The sequence below is a fragment of the Sulfurovum sp. AR genome (assembly GCF_000296775.1).
GTDB classification, from domain to species: domain Bacteria; phylum Campylobacterota; class Campylobacteria; order Campylobacterales; family Sulfurovaceae; genus Sulfurovum; species Sulfurovum xiamenensis.
The window spans coordinates 1-14,506 of the sequence record NZ_AJLE01000008.1; the positions used below are offsets into that span (position 1 = coordinate 1).

Consider the following 14,506-nt stretch of genomic DNA (forward strand, 5'->3'; position numbering starts at 1 on the left):
CATCAGCGACGTTAGCAGTTGCAGTTGAACTATCAAAACTGAAGTTTGTATAGTCATCTCCTGTGATACTATTCTCATTGGTTATAGTAGTTCCTTCTTTGACAACCGCAAAACTTGATGAATCTCCGGCTATACCTTCATAAACTTTATCCAGCGGTTTATAATAGAGGATAAATGCTGTTCCCGCAGGTACAGTCTCTTTTTGTGTATAAAAGAAATTTACATTGTAACACTTGTCTGCCATAACAGAAGCTGTACCGGTAGTTGATGCACCCGTTGCAAGAGAAGGGAAACAAAGCGTTCCGTTGTTATATGTAGGGAAAGATGCCAAGTCTGCATCTACTCTTTGAAGATTTGAAATATCTCCGGCTACATGTGTATACACCTTTTGTACAGATGGCATAACCAAAGCATACTGTGTACTGTCTTGGCTGTCATACGCTACGTAAAAACTTGTGTTGGTATAATCTGCAGCTTGAAGTGATCCTGTCAATGCATATGCAGCGATTAAAGAACTGGCTAAAAATTTTGGTGTCTTAAACATTTTATATCCTTTTATTATAATATTTTTTCTTATATGTCTTCACATGCGCCCGTGATCGGGTTGACATTTTGACATTGTGTGACAACAGGAGTATCTTCACATGCACCAGTAATAGGATTGACATTTTGACATACCGAAGCAGCAGCATCAACAATAACTGTTCTTGCTACTGTACCTATGTTCCCTGCTGTATCTTCCGCAGTATAAGTAATCGTATAAGTACCAGCTACTGCTGTATTAACTGTACCAGACATAACAGGTGTGATAACTCCATCCACATTGTCATTGGCTGTTGCTCCAGCATCCGTATATGTACTGTCTTGATCTACATGCACTGTTGCTGCGCCTATAAGTGTAACTACCGGTGCTACAGTATCTACAGGTACCACTTCATCTACGATCACTGTTCTTGTTGCTGTACCTATGTTACCTGCACTATCTTCTGCCGTATAGGTAATCATATAGGTACCAGCTACAGCTGTATTAACTGTACCTGACATAACAGGGGCGATAGTTCCATCTATATTGTCAGTTGCTGTTGCTCCAGCATCCGTATATATACTGTCTTGGTCGATATGTACCGTTGTAGAACCTGCAAGTGTAACTACCGGCGCTGTTGTATCTGGTGCGTTTACTACATCTATAGTTCTTGTTGCTCTACCTGTATTTCCTGCAGCATCTGTGGCAGTCCATGTAATAGTATATCTACCAAGAACTGCTGTATTGACACTACCTGACATAACAGGTGTCATCATACCATGAACATCATCATTTGCTTTTGCCCCTGCATCTTCATATGGAGACCCAATAATAACTTCTACCGCTGTATCTCCTTGTAGTGTAACGATCGGAGCTACTGTATCGTTAATCGAGTTATTCATATGTGCTTCAGCATCACCTTCCGCAACAAGTGAGAGTGAACTATTGTAATCTGAAAGCATCTTATCTGCATCCGTGTCAAAAGTAGAGCTTGTTGGGTCAAGATTGATTGTCACTGCATTTAACTTAGTTTCATCAATAGTAATCACTTCATCATAAATACCATCATCATCCAAAGACTGGAGTAACTGTGCCATATTTACTGCAGCTTCATTATTATCTGGGTATATTCTATAGGGTGTGATCACATCATTTTCTCTTACTGCTGTAGGGCCAAAAGACATCGCGCCTAAATGGAACTCTGCTTCTTCACCTTGTTTACATGTCAGTTTACCTTCTGCATCTGTTTTCCCTGTAACGCCTGAAGGCTTACAAGTATAAGGCAACCCCACTACAAGAGCATCTTTAAAAGTTGCTGATGCAGATGGTACATCACTACTGCTTCCTCCGCCACATGCAGAAAGCAACAAAGCTGCTGATGCTGCACATACGGATAAAGCAATTCTTCTATTGTATGTCATTTAATATCCTTTTTCTAGTTTGGTAGCATCTTAAAACAAATTAGTAACACGTTGATAACATGAAAAGGGGTTTCAATTACAATTTGATAACAAAGGTAGTAAATACTTACAATCAGAGGTTATTATTCTTGCTATTCATTTAATGATGATCATCGAGTTCACTCCCTCGGACTATTCTATCGTTGCAAATCATGACATACAAACTCGAGGAACTTTTTTAAGTCCCCATGCATATCAAACCTGCTGGAAGCTGTGTATATTCATTATGATGGTATTTGTCTCTATACACTGTTTTACAATTATTTTGGCCATAGAGGTGATGTATCTTATGGAAAAGTCAAAGGATTTGATCTTATCCGTGAAACCATAGGTCAATGAAAGAGTGATCAAGGAAATCATGATTTTTTTTGGGGGGGGAGGGAACTAGAGTTCAGCTATGATTCTTTTGTTATCACTTTGTTATAACTCTAATATACTATTCCTCTATCTCGAAAGAGAAAATATCAATTGAAAGGAAAAAGATGAAAATAAGTAAAATGCTTCAAAAAGCAGTGAAAAAAGAAGGAAAACATTCACTGACGTGTAAGACGATTGTAAAACTGAAGAACTCAAAAGAGTTCAACTATCTTGTTGACAAGAACCGCTAAATATAATTAAGAACCGAACGGGTTCATTCCACCCATCATACCCATCGCCTGAGACTTTTTATTGTCTTCTATCATTTTATTGACGTCATTCATCGCTGAGATGAGCAGTATCTGTAAAGACTCTTTGTCTTGCAACAAAGAATCATCTATCGTGAGATCTATGACTTCACCTGCACCATTGGCAGTAAGTTCAATAAGACCACCGCCTGCTTTTGCGGTAAATTGTATATTTTTAGCTTGTTCTTGTATCTCTTTTGCTTTTTCTTGCATCTGCTCCATCATCTTGCCCATGTTGCCCAAGTCAAAGCCTTCAAACATTATTCTAAGCCCTCAAACTCTTCTGCGATACTATTGTCATCATCCAGTATGACAATTTTCGGTAGGTGTGCATCTGCTTCTTCTTCACTCATCGTTGCATACGCAATAATGATGATCTTGTCGCCTTTATGTACTTTTCTGGCTGCTGCACCATTCAAACAGATATCTTTTTTACCTGGTTCACCAGGAATGATATAGGTTGAAAAACGCTCACCGTTATTAACATTCACGATATCTATTTTTTGTCCGACACGCATATTTGCTGCATCTAAAAGTTCTTGATCAATGGTAATAGAGCCTACATAATTCAAGTTTGCATCTGTTACGGTCGCTCTATGTATTTTAGAATAAAGCATTGTAATATTCATAATTATTCCTATTTATTTCATAAAAATTATTGGGATTATACCAAAATCCCCTATATAGTAATATTATACTGAAATTGTGGGGGAATTGGGAAGTCGTACGATGAAGTCATGCGACCTTAAAGAGATGGGTATATAAAATTTAACGAGCCATACTTGCTGGTGATAGAGGTTCTCCCCACATTTCAGCTGGGATCACATACTCTTCTACAACATTTCCACCGATGATATGTTCATCGATAATTCTGTCCATTTTCTCTTTTGTCAAACCTACATACATGGTATGCCCTGGTTCTACAAGCATTACCGGGCCTAGTTGACAACGGTTAAGACACCCTGTCTGGATAGGGGTTACTGCTGGCATTATACCTTTTTGCATCAATTTCTGTGCGAGATATTGAAAAAGCTCTTGAGACTCTTGATCGTCTGCTTTCACACAAGATGGTTTTGGCATCCCCGGAGGTGCTGACTGCTGACATTTGAAGATATAAAATGCTGGTTGTGGTATAGTACCTGGTACCATGATAATCCTTTAAAGTTTAATTGGGAGTATTTTACTCCGATTTACTTAATTGAAGTTTAAATACATAATTTAAGGGCGTTTGACAAGCTATATCATAAAAAGTGAACTACACTCTCTCTTTTAGCAGTTCTCGTACCACTTCCCTGTCATCAAAAGGATACTTCACCCCTTTGATCTCCTGGTAGTCCTCATCCCCTTTACCAAGTATGAGTAGTACTTCATTCTCTTCCAGTGCATCAAGTGCCATTTTTATCGCAAGTCTCCTGTCTGGTGTAGCAGTGACATGGTCTTTACCATGCAATCCTAATAAGATATCTTCAAGTATCATTTCAGGCACTTCATCTCGAGGGTTATCACTTGTCACATAGATCTTGTTTGCATATCTACCTGCAACTGCACCCATACGAGGACGTTTCTCTTTATCACGGTTTCCGCCTGCACCAAAGACCACAGAGATATCTCTGTCTTTCATCGAATCAAGCACTTGATACATACCATCATCCGTATGTGCAAAATCTACGATCACAAGCGGATCTCGACTCACCACTTCCATACGCCCTGAAACCCCTGCAAAGTACTCCACCACTTCACATATCTCTTCTATGCTTCTTCCCGTCAACATCTGTACCGAACCTATGGCCGCCATAAGATTAAAAAGGTTAAAAAGCCCAACCATAGGAGAGTGGAATGTCGCTTCGGCCTGTAGGTGTTTGATCCCTGCCGTGATACCATTCAACAAAGAAAACGCCTGTACTTTAAAGGTTGCCGGTTCATCTACACCGTAACTCTGTGCACCTATGGGGTTATACGTAATGTTCTTGATATCATCTTTATTGAGCAGTTTGGGTGATTCATCTGCAAAAAAGAGACTCTTCACACGTCTATACTCTTCAACAGTCCCATGATAATCCAAATGGTCGGAGGTGATATTGGTATGGACCTTAAGGGCAAAAGTTAGCCCCTCTATACGGTTTTGATCTATTGCGTGGGAACTCACTTCCATGATGAAGTAGTTGCACCCCATATCCATCGTCTGCTTTATATTATACAGAGTTTCCAGGATGGAAGGTGTGGTCATGCTCTTCTCTTCTATACGCTTCTCTTGCGCAAAAAGACCACGCGTACCTTGCAGTGCCGGCTTTTCATCCAAATCAAGCAAAAAAGAGTAGATGGCCGCGGTTACAGTCGTTTTACCGTTGGTACCGGTCACCCCTACCACTTTCATCTTATCTAGCCCCCAGAAAGAGATCAGTTCATCGACTGTCAATGTTTCTGGTTTCGGTTCTAATTGTTCATAATAGTGGCTGTTTTGTGCCGTTTTTAAAAAAATCGTATCTGTATCGAGTTTGCTTGTATCATCAGTCAAAAAAAGATAACCATCTTTTTGGAAATCCAATTTCACTATTTTTGTCCTCGAACCACATGGTAAAGTGCAAGTATATCTTGATCATTTCCAAAGAGGCTTGATGAAGCATCCAAGTATCCTAATGCCATCTCATCAAAACCCTCGTTTGCAAGCTGTGTAACAAAATCTATAAACTCATCTTTATTGGTGATCACCACTTTGGTTGAGAACATAATATCTTCAAATGTCTTTTTAAAACTGCCTCTGCGCTTTACAAGTTCCAGGAAATCACTATAACGTATACCATCGCCATACTCTATCTGTTCTTCCAAGGGTTCAACCAAAAGTTCTTGCAACTTATGTTTTGAACTGTCTAGATTCTCAATAAGCCCATCGATGATATCTACAGCATTCTCTTTCTCATTTTTGATCATCTGATAGTAGTCAAACAGAGCCTGCGCTTCTTCTTGACTCTCTATCCCTAGATCACTCAAGTATACGCCTATTTTTGCTTCATCTAACGTAGGGTAATCTCTTAAGATCAACCCGTAACTTCGAAGTGCCTTGGCATAGTCTCCCTGTAGAAACTCGCTTTCGGCCCTTTTCAATAGTAAATCTTGACTTATTTTGCTCATTTTAAATTACAATTGATCCAATTTGTCTTCAAAACCTGCAGGTACATTGACTACAGTGATCTCAGGGTGAATCAGTGTTTGCATCTGTCTCTCTACACCGAACTTGATCGTTGTACCTGAACTGCCACAACCAACACATGCGCCTTGAAGCTGTACAAAGACTCTTCCATCTTTAATGGCGATCAATGCTATATCCCCTCCATCAAGTTTGATAGAAGGTCTTACCTTGTCTATTACATTCATTACGGCAGGTTCTAGTTCTTCATCTGTAAATGGTATCAATGTTTCTCCTTAATTAGCATCTCTATCATAGAGACATCTCATAAATTATTATAACAAAATCATAGTAAAATCTTTGTTACTATGTTATTTAAGTGTGTTATACACTAAAAGTATTACTTTGTCAATGGTGTTTGAATTGTTTAATGATTTATTGAGGTAGTGGAGTATATTCAAGGCAAAGCCTTGAAATACTGAAGTTTCAGAGGTAATTATACGAGTTCGATAATTGCCATAGGTGCTGAATCACCTTTTCTCATACGTGTTTTAATAATTCTTGTATATCCACCGTTTCTGTCTGCATACTTTGGTGCGATTTCGTTTACAATCGTATTTGTACACTCTTTGTGTTGTAACATTGCAAAAATTGCTCTGTGTGCATTAAAATCACCAGAAGAAGCTTTCGTGATAAGCTTTTCAAAATAACTTCTAAGCTCTTTAGCTTTTGGCAATGTAGTCTCAATTCTACCCTCTTTTGTCAAAGCAATTGATAGGTTTTTAAGAAGCGCCGCTCTATGAGAAGACGTTCTGTTTAATTTACGGTAACCATGCTTATGTCTCATAATATTCCTTTACTGTAACAACTATGCTTTAAGTTGTTCTATTTTCTTTACAAGATTCACTCTTGTAACATCTGAAAGTTCAAAATCTGGACCAAATCCGTGCTCTACGAGACACTCAGAGATTTCATCTAAAGATTTTTTACCAAGATTTTTGATATTTTTAATCTCATTTTCACTCATCAATACCAACTCACCAAGGAACTTTAATCCAGCTCTATCAAGTGAATTGAATGATCTTGCACTCAGGCCAAGGCTATCTACAGTCTGCATGAAAGGTTTAAGTTCGCTATCGTCACTGTTTCTTTTTACCGGTGCTACAGAGATATCTAGATCCAGTACCGTATTAAAAACAGAAAGTTGCTTATTCATTACTTCCAATGCATTTGTAAATGCTTCAACCGGACCGATCTGACCATCCGTTTCGATATCAAATGTAATTTTTTCAAAATTAGGATTGTCCTCTACAAGTACAGGATCAATCTTATAATTCGCTTTTCTTACCGGAGTAAAGAAAGCATCAAGTGCAATGCTGTCACTTTCAACATCATCTCTAAGGTCTTCACTTGGTACATAACCAATACCTTTTGAGATCACTACTGTAAAGTTAAGCTCTGCATCTTCGTTCAATGTTGCAAGTGGAAGATCACCATTCACAACTTCAATTTGATCATTGTTCAGGTCTTGTGCTGTCACTTCTTTGTGACCAGAGAAACTGTATTTCAATTCAACTCTGTCACTTTCGTCTTTGATTTTAAAACGAATGTTCTTTAAGTTGATAATAAATACAGCCACATCTTCATGCATACCTCTGATGTTATCAAACTCATGTGCCGCACCTTCGATCTTGATCGAAATAGGTGCATACCCGATAGAAGAACCTAAGATCAGTCTTCTTAGTGGGTGTGCAAGTGTAACAGCATAACCGCTCTCAAAAGGATAAGCAACGATCTCAGCACGATTAGCACTGATCTCATTTACTTCTACTTCCGTTGGCATAAATGGTGCAATTTTAATTTTTCTCATTAATAGCCTTTAACTTATGTATGTATTATTTAGAGTATAGCTCAACGATTAGACGCTCTTCAACTGGGATTGCGATCTCTTCTCTCTCCGGAATTCTTGTGAATAGACCAAAAAGTTTTTCTTTGTCCATATCAACCCAATCAACCATACCAGTTTGATTTGTAAGTTCGATAGATCTAAGGATCTGAGGATTCGTTTTACTTTTCTCTCTAATCTCGATTTTTTGACCTGCTTTAACTCTAAATGAAGGGATATCTACTCTTTTCCCATCTACAAGTACATGTCCGTGGTTTACGAATTGTCTTGCCGATGCTCTAGTTGTAGCGAATCCCATTCTGTAAACAACATTATCAAGTCTTTGTTCAAGAAGTTGGATAAGGATAGAACCTGTGTTACCCTCTTTTGAGTTTGCTTCTTTATAAAGTGCTCTAAATTGTTTTTCACTTACACCATACATAAATTTAGCTTTTTGCTTCTCTTGAAGTTGAAGACCATATTCACTGATCTTTGTTCTTCTTTGTCCATGTTGTCCTGGTGCATATGGTCTTTTTTCCAATGCACTTTTACCAGCGAGTCTTCTCTCACCTTTTAACCCAAGATCAACACCAAGTCTTCTTTCTAGTCTTTCAACTGGACCTCTATATCTTGCCATGCTTATACCCTTCTCTTCTTAGGTGGTCTACAACCATTGTGTGGAAGTGGTGTAATATCTTTTAAGAATGTTACACGAATACCTTCTGTTGCACCAATTGCTTTAACTGCAGTATCTCTACCTGAACCAGGACCCTGAACTTTGATCCCTACTTCTTTAATACCATTTTCCATTGCTTTTGACATTGCATCAGCTACAGCTTCAGTCGCTGCAAAAGGAGTTGATTTTTTGCTACCTTTAAAACCGAGTGCACCAGCACTGCTCCAAGAGATAACATTTCCCATTTCGTCAGTCACTGTGATTACAGTGTTATTGAAAGTTGCAGCTACGTATACTACACCTTTAGCAATACTTTTTTTTGCTTTTTTCTTAGCCATCTAACCTACTCCTTATGCCGCACCGACAGTTTTACGCTTACCTTTTCTTGTACGCGCATTTGTCTTAGTTTTTTGTCCACGCACTGGTAGACCTTTTCTATGTCTGAGACCTCTATATGAACCTAAGTCCATAAGTGCTTTGATATCTAAAGTCACTTTTTTTCTAAGATCACCTTCAACCATAACATTTTCTTGAATATCATTACGAATTGTTGCTGCTTCAGCATCTGTAAGTTCGTGTACTCTTTTGTTATAATCAACACCTGTTCTATCAAGAATTTTTCTTGAAGTTGTCAACCCAATTCCGTAAATGTAAGTAAGTGCATACTCCATTCTTTTCTTTTGTGGTAAATCAACACCTGCAATACGTGCCATGTTTATCCTTGTCTTTGTTTATGTTTTGGATTTTTACAAATCACGCGTACGATACCTTTGCGTTTAATAACTTTACAGTCATCACACATTTTTTTCACTGATGGTCTAACCTTCATTGGTTACTCCTACGATATATTTGTGCACCTAGAGTGTTTTAGAAACACCCCTGTTTTGCGTGGATTATCGATGTATCATAATCCAACCCTTGAGTAATCGGTGCGGCTTAATCAAAGATTCTTCGCGCAGTTTCCTAAAAGCCTAATGGTAATAGGGAGGAGGATTATACCCAGATTTGTATTAATTTTTTCTTATACATATAATATGTACATATTCTAGATCATTATAAGTGAGATACTACCCTATTTTTACCCTCTTTTTTTGCTTTATACAGATATCTGTCGGCTCTGGCAATCATACTATCAAGGTTCTCCTCATCGATATGTGTTGCTACCCCAAAACTGCAGGTAACCTCTCTAGCTATTTGATAGTCACCCATGGAAATCACTTCACGTAGTTTTTCAGCGACCAATACCGCCTCCTCTTCATCTGTTTCTGGCAACATTACAAGGAACTCTTCCCCTCCCCATCGTCCTAAACGGTCACTCTTTCTTAGTTTCTGTATCATGAGATCAACAACTTTTTTCAAAACAAAGTCACCCTTTTCATGTCCATACTTATCATTGACTGATTTAAAATCATCTATATCAATGTAAAGAATAGAGAGTGGCTTATGTTTACGTTCCATACGTTCCAGTTCATATTCCAATAGTTCATTCATTGTATTTCTATTGTAAGCTCCAGTAAGACTGTCATACGTAGCAATCTCATTGATCTTTGAAATTTTTTGTAGTACTACAAAAATAAGCATGGATAAAATCAATAGAATGATGGTAGATATCACCAATAGGGTCAAGGCATCTTTAGCAATGGTGCTTATCTCTTCAGAATTTTCATAACTTATGAGATACGCTGCATTTCTATCCCCCTCAACATTGCTGATGGGGATAAAGGTGACAATCGTTTGATCTTTACAAATAGAAAACCCTTTCTGGCTTTGCATTTTTTGTGTCACTTCTTTCGAAATAGATTGGTTGATCTTCTGATATTTCGAAACGATAGGAATATATGCATCTCCACTTTCATTCATGTACTGATCGTTGATCTGGCTTGTTATATAGTTGCTTTGTTCCTCTTTCCATACTTTTTTTTTCACAATTGACTTTTTAAGGATAAAGTCTATTTCATCACCAAGAGTCTCTTCTATATCATTACTTAATGCTTTGAAGGAGAGGGAGGTTTCAACACTACCTATATATCTCTTTTCTTCATCAAAGAGCGGGTAGACATAACGAAAACCGTTATATATTCTTCCTTCCTCAAATCCTTCTACATATCTCTTCTCTTTATTCACTATTTCAAGAGAGTGCCTTATCCCTAACAATGAGTCCCCATATTTCTCGGGTTTATGAAAACGTAAAAAACTACTCACATTGGGCAGGTGAAAATGTAACTGTCTGATATTGATCGATTTAAGGCTTTCATATGTTGGGATCAATAATTTATATAAAGTAAGACGTATCATTTGCTGCTCTTCAGGTCTGGCATCTTTAGCCTGTTTGAACAGGTCAATGACCTCAGGGGTATTAATAATTTCATCATGAAGTAGTTTTGTGATCTTCGAGTAAGATTTACGTGTACTATTGTAGACATCGTTAAAAACTTTTACTTTCCGTTCAAAAACTGCAGCCCGTTTATCTTCATACATTTTCCATATAATCAAGGAAGCAAATAGTTCTAAAAAAATAAAAATAAAAGAGGAAAGAAGTATGATTTTTACCAAAGAGGTATTTAGAGTTATTTTTCGCATTGCTATATTATAGTCTATTAAGAGTAAAACTATAGAAAGAAACTGTGATCTCTATCGTTTGGAGATCACAGTACACTCATTATTTGTATCTAAATGTGATACGACCTTTATCCAGGCTGTAAGGCGTAAGTTCTACTTTTACTTTGTCACCCGGAAGAATTTTAATGTAGTGCATCCTCATCTTACCAGCGATATGACAAAGGACAATGTGACCATTATCCAATTCAACTCTGAATGTCGCATTTGGCAATGCTTCAACTACTTTACCGTCAATCTCAATAACATCATCTTTAGCCATTGTATTCCTTTATGAATTTTCTACTTTAGTTTCTTATCTTGTGTCAAAATCATGAAGCTTACGCTTCAGTCAATATGATAGCTTTACCGTCTACCACTGCAACCGTGTGCTCATAGTGAGCTGATCTGAGTTGATCCTCACTGATGACTGACCATTTGTCCTCAAGCACTACCGGAGTACCGCTTTTTTGACATACCATAGGCTCTAAACAGAAGACCATACCATTTTTAATTTTAGGTCCCTGGTTTGCTTTGCCCTCAAGATAGTTAGGTATATTTGGTTCATCATGTGCTTTCGTACCGATACCGTGACCACAATAATCACGCAATGGAACATACCCTGCTGATACGATATAGTCTTCAAGAACCTTTGACAATTCTTTAAAACGCATACCTTCTCTGATAGAATCTATTGCATGATAAAGAGCGCCTTTTGAACATTTGATCAGTGCTTCATCTTCAGCAGATATTTTACCCACTGCCATTGTGATCGCAGCATCACCAAAATAACCATCCAGTTTTGTACCGATATCCAAACCGAGGATATCGCCCTCTTCTACTACTCTATCTGTAGGGATACCATGGATACATACCTCATTGACTGAAGTACATACAGAACCGGTAAAACCATACAATCCCTTAAACGATGGTACAGCACCATGTTCACGGATATACGCTTCACCTAAAGCATCGATTTCTTTCAGTGTCATACCTGGTTTGATTGTATTTTGAAGATATTGAAGTGTTTTTCCAACGATCTCGCCAGCCCTCTTGAGCTTAGCGATCTCATCAGGTTTTCTGATAGCAATAGCCATTACAGACCTACATTACCCAATGTATCATATTGATTCATTGTTCTTTGTGCTTCGATCTTTCTCATAGTATCGAGTGCGACTTGAACGATAATAAGTACAGCAACCCCACCAAAATAGAAAGATGCGCCCATTCCAGAGATAACCATAAATGGTACTGTAGAAATGATCGCAAGGTATACTGCCCCTGACCCCGTTAGCCTACTTGCAACTTCATTCAAGAACTCTTTGGTGTGCTCACCTGGTCTAACACCAGGGATGAAACCACCTTGTCTTTTCAGATTGTCTGCGATGTCTTTGGCATTAAATGCAATGGATGCATAAAAAAATGCAAAGAACATCACCAACAAGAAAGTCACCACATTGAATGTGATCCCTCCTGGTGCCAATGAATCAGCGATCGCTACAAGAAATGGTGTAGTGCTCGACTGCAACATAGTCAATGGGAACATCAATACTGCAGAAGCAAAGATAGGAGGAATAACACCTGAAAGGTTTACTTTCACAGGAATATAGTTCATCACTCTCTTTGTCTGATTCTGCATGATGGTCTTTCTTGAATAAGAGATAGGTACTCTTCTCTCACCAAGTTCTACATAGATAATAGCCAAGATAGTGATCAGCATAATTGCCAAAATACCAAGTACAACTAAGAAGTTCATCTCACCTGCATTTACCGCTCTTACTGTATTTCCTATAGCAGATGGTAGTCCAGACACAATACCAGCAAAGATAATCAGTGAAATACCGTTACCAATACCTTTTTGTGTGATCTGTTCACCGATCCACATCAACAACATCGTACCTGCCAGCATAGAGAAAGTCGTAATAACTGTAAACATCATAGGATCGATCATCACTGCACTCTGTCCCGCTCTTCCTGTCATACTCTGAAGTCCCATAGATACACCAATAGCTTGTACTACGGTAATAAAAATTGTGAAATATCGAATGATCTGCATATACTTTTGCATACCGTCACGTTCTTTTTTCATTTGACCAAGTACGGGGAAAGTTGCTGCGAGAAGTTCCATAACGATGGAAGCAGTAATATAAGGCATAATACCTAAAGAGATGATACTTAAACGTTCAACGGCATTACCAGAGAACATATTCATTAGCCCAAGGGCATTGTTTGAATTGCTATCAAAGAACTCTTTGATCACATTCAAATCAACACCTGGAGTTGGGATATAGGCTAAAACTCTGTACGCAAAAAGGAATCCTAAAGTAATTAGGATTTTTTGAGTTAAAGCATTGCCCATAATTATTTTCCGCTTGTTGTAACAGCGTCGTCTTTGATCTTAGCAGCAAGATCTTTTGCGCTAGCACCAATCAACTTCACTTTCGTTACATTTTTCTGTAACTTATGAACTGACTTGATCGTCTCAAGCGTAATCTCAGAAAGTTCAGCGATTGCTTTGATCTTTTCTACATTGATCACATATGGTTTTTCAACTGTAGAAGTGAAACCTATCTTAGGCAATCTTTTATAAAGTGGCATTTGACCACCTTCAAAACCTCTTTTTCTTTTGTAACCAGATCTAGCTTTTTGACCTTTTTGACCACGTCCAGCTGTTTTACCTGTTCCTGAACCTTGACCACGACCAACTCTTTTTCTGTTACGAGTTGAACCTGGAGCAGGTTGTAAATTATGTAAACCCATACTTTACCCCTTACGCTTTGATTCTAGTAAGTGCTTGGATTGTCGCTCTTACTAGGTTATTTGGGTTGTTAGAACCGATTGATTTTGAAAGGACATCTTTTACCCCTGCAAGCTCAAGTACTGGTCTCGCAGCACCACCGGCAATAACACCTGTACCTTCACTCGCTGGTCTAAGCACGATTCTACTTGCGTTGAATTTGTGCTCGATATCATGTGCGAGTGTTGTACCTTTGATATTTACTTTCACAAGGTTTTTGTGAGCATCATCAACCGCTTTTTTAATCGCATCAGGAACTTCTTTGGCTTTACCAAATCCGTATCCAACTGTACCGTTTCTGTCACCAATCACTACAAGTGCAGTAAATCTAAATCTTCTACCACCCTTAACAACTTTCGTAACACGACCGATATTAACGATTACTTCTTCAAATTCTTTTTCTATTTCTTCCATCATGATTCCTTAAAACTTGATTCCGGCTTCTCTAAGTGCATCAGCGAATGAAGCAACAACACCGTGGTAAAGGTAACCATTTCTGTCGAAAACAACAGTTTCAATGTTTTTAGAAGCAAGATTTTTAGCCATCTCAGCAGCTACTTTTTTTACATCTTCCTGGTTTACTTTAAGACCAAGCTTTCTGCCGTCCGCAGAAGCAAGTGTAGTCCCAGTAGTGTCATCAATAGCTTGAGCATAAAAGTGCTTGTTTGACTTGAATACAGTCAATCTTGGCATTGTATCTGTACCGAAGATCTTACCTCTTACTCTAGCTTTTCTTTGAGCGCGAAGTTTATTTTTTCTTTTTTGAATACTTTTTAACATC

The 14,506-nt window shown here is 38.2% G+C and carries 22 protein-coding genes; 1 reads left to right on the forward strand and 21 read right to left on the reverse strand.

What is annotated here, in order from left to right; translation table 11 throughout:
* Positions 1-544 (reverse strand): hypothetical protein (locus SULAR_RS07870; RefSeq protein ID WP_008244807.1); only part of this gene is annotated, 544 nt, incomplete at its 3' end.
* A gap of 29 nt (positions 545-573) precedes the next feature.
* Positions 574-1,944: an immunoglobulin-like domain-containing protein gene (locus tag SULAR_RS10945; RefSeq protein WP_008244808.1), complete on the reverse strand. Its 1,371-nt coding sequence runs from the start codon at positions 1,942-1,944 to the stop codon at positions 574-576.
* A 521-nt stretch (positions 1,945-2,465) separates the two neighbouring features.
* Here SULAR_RS10945 and SULAR_RS11430 point away from each other — a divergent pair.
* The gene (locus SULAR_RS11430; RefSeq protein WP_255344737.1) at positions 2,466-2,591 is read left to right on the forward strand and encodes a hypothetical protein; all 126 of its coding nucleotides are present in this window, start codon (positions 2,466-2,468) and stop codon (positions 2,589-2,591) included.
* Between the two features lie 6 nt (positions 2,592-2,597).
* Here the strand turns inward: SULAR_RS11430 and SULAR_RS07880 are convergent, their stop codons facing one another.
* From SULAR_RS07880 to rplR, 19 genes are all read right to left on the reverse strand, one after another.
* Entirely contained in the window at positions 2,598-2,909 is a 312-nt protein-coding gene (locus SULAR_RS07880) for a YbaB/EbfC family nucleoid-associated protein (RefSeq protein ID WP_008244810.1), read from the reverse strand.
* Entirely contained in the window at positions 2,909-3,277 is a 369-nt protein-coding gene (panD, locus tag SULAR_RS07885; protein WP_008244812.1) for an aspartate 1-decarboxylase, read from the reverse strand. Before panD ends, SULAR_RS07880 begins: the two co-directional genes overlap by 1 nt.
* 139 nt (positions 3,278-3,416) lie before the next feature.
* Positions 3,417-3,797 (reverse strand): ferredoxin, encoded by a 381-nt coding sequence (locus SULAR_RS07890; RefSeq protein WP_008244815.1) that lies wholly within the window; start codon positions 3,795-3,797, stop codon positions 3,417-3,419.
* A gap of 106 nt (positions 3,798-3,903) precedes the next feature.
* Positions 3,904-5,199: a UDP-N-acetylmuramoyl-L-alanyl-D-glutamate--2,6-diaminopimelate ligase gene (locus SULAR_RS07895; protein WP_008244818.1), complete on the reverse strand. Its 1,296-nt coding sequence runs from the start codon at positions 5,197-5,199 to the stop codon at positions 3,904-3,906.
* Complete coding sequence (locus tag SULAR_RS07900) at positions 5,199-5,750, reverse strand: hypothetical protein (protein ID WP_008244820.1); 552 nt, start codon at positions 5,748-5,750, stop codon at positions 5,199-5,201. Before SULAR_RS07900 ends, SULAR_RS07895 begins: the two co-directional genes overlap by 1 nt.
* A gap of 33 nt (positions 5,751-5,783) precedes the next feature.
* Positions 5,784-6,059: a NifU family protein gene (locus SULAR_RS07905; protein ID WP_008244822.1), complete on the reverse strand. Its 276-nt coding sequence runs from the start codon at positions 6,057-6,059 to the stop codon at positions 5,784-5,786.
* A gap of 209 nt (positions 6,060-6,268) precedes the next feature.
* Complete coding sequence (gene rplQ / locus SULAR_RS07910; protein WP_008244823.1) at positions 6,269-6,619, reverse strand: 50S ribosomal protein L17; 351 nt, start codon at positions 6,617-6,619, stop codon at positions 6,269-6,271.
* 21 nt (positions 6,620-6,640) lie between these two features.
* Positions 6,641-7,642, reverse strand: a complete 1,002-nt coding sequence (locus SULAR_RS07915) for a DNA-directed RNA polymerase subunit alpha (RefSeq protein ID WP_008244825.1) — start codon at positions 7,640-7,642, stop codon at positions 6,641-6,643.
* Positions 7,643-7,667: 25 nt separating this feature from the next.
* Complete coding sequence (gene rpsD, locus SULAR_RS07920) at positions 7,668-8,294, reverse strand: 30S ribosomal protein S4 (protein WP_008244827.1); 627 nt, start codon at positions 8,292-8,294, stop codon at positions 7,668-7,670.
* Between the two features lie 2 nt (positions 8,295-8,296).
* On the reverse strand, positions 8,297-8,671 hold the full coding sequence (gene rpsK / locus SULAR_RS07925) for a 30S ribosomal protein S11 (protein WP_008244828.1): 375 nt from the start codon (positions 8,669-8,671) through the stop codon (positions 8,297-8,299).
* A 12-nt stretch (positions 8,672-8,683) separates the two neighbouring features.
* On the reverse strand, positions 8,684-9,046 hold the full coding sequence (rpsM, locus tag SULAR_RS07930) for a 30S ribosomal protein S13 (protein WP_008244829.1): 363 nt from the start codon (positions 9,044-9,046) through the stop codon (positions 8,684-8,686).
* A 2-nt stretch (positions 9,047-9,048) separates the two neighbouring features.
* Positions 9,049-9,162, reverse strand: coding sequence for a 50S ribosomal protein L36 (gene rpmJ, locus SULAR_RS07935; RefSeq protein ID WP_008244830.1), 114 nt, complete (start codon positions 9,160-9,162; stop codon positions 9,049-9,051).
* Between the two features lie 224 nt (positions 9,163-9,386).
* Entirely contained in the window at positions 9,387-10,811 is a 1,425-nt protein-coding gene (locus tag SULAR_RS10950; RefSeq protein WP_008244831.1) for a diguanylate cyclase, read from the reverse strand.
* Positions 10,812-10,992: 181 nt separating this feature from the next.
* Entirely contained in the window at positions 10,993-11,211 is a 219-nt protein-coding gene (gene infA / locus SULAR_RS07945; protein ID WP_008244832.1) for a translation initiation factor IF-1, read from the reverse strand.
* Between the two features lie 58 nt (positions 11,212-11,269).
* Positions 11,270-12,025 (reverse strand): type I methionyl aminopeptidase, encoded by a 756-nt coding sequence (gene map / locus SULAR_RS07950; RefSeq protein ID WP_008244833.1) that lies wholly within the window; start codon positions 12,023-12,025, stop codon positions 11,270-11,272.
* Positions 12,025-13,287 (reverse strand): preprotein translocase subunit SecY, encoded by a 1,263-nt coding sequence (gene secY, locus SULAR_RS07955; protein ID WP_008244834.1) that lies wholly within the window; start codon positions 13,285-13,287, stop codon positions 12,025-12,027. Before secY ends, map begins: the two co-directional genes overlap by 1 nt.
* A 2-nt stretch (positions 13,288-13,289) precedes the next feature.
* Complete coding sequence (gene rplO / locus SULAR_RS07960) at positions 13,290-13,688, reverse strand: 50S ribosomal protein L15 (RefSeq protein ID WP_008244836.1); 399 nt, start codon at positions 13,686-13,688, stop codon at positions 13,290-13,292.
* Positions 13,689-13,698: 10 nt separating this feature from the next.
* A complete protein-coding gene (gene rpsE / locus SULAR_RS07965) occupies positions 13,699-14,139 on the reverse strand; it encodes a 30S ribosomal protein S5 (protein ID WP_008244839.1) in 441 nt (146 codons plus the stop codon).
* Between the two features lie 9 nt (positions 14,140-14,148).
* Positions 14,149-14,505, reverse strand: a complete 357-nt coding sequence (gene rplR, locus SULAR_RS07970; RefSeq protein WP_008244841.1) for a 50S ribosomal protein L18 — start codon at positions 14,503-14,505, stop codon at positions 14,149-14,151.
* Position 14,506: the final 1 nt, after the last annotated feature.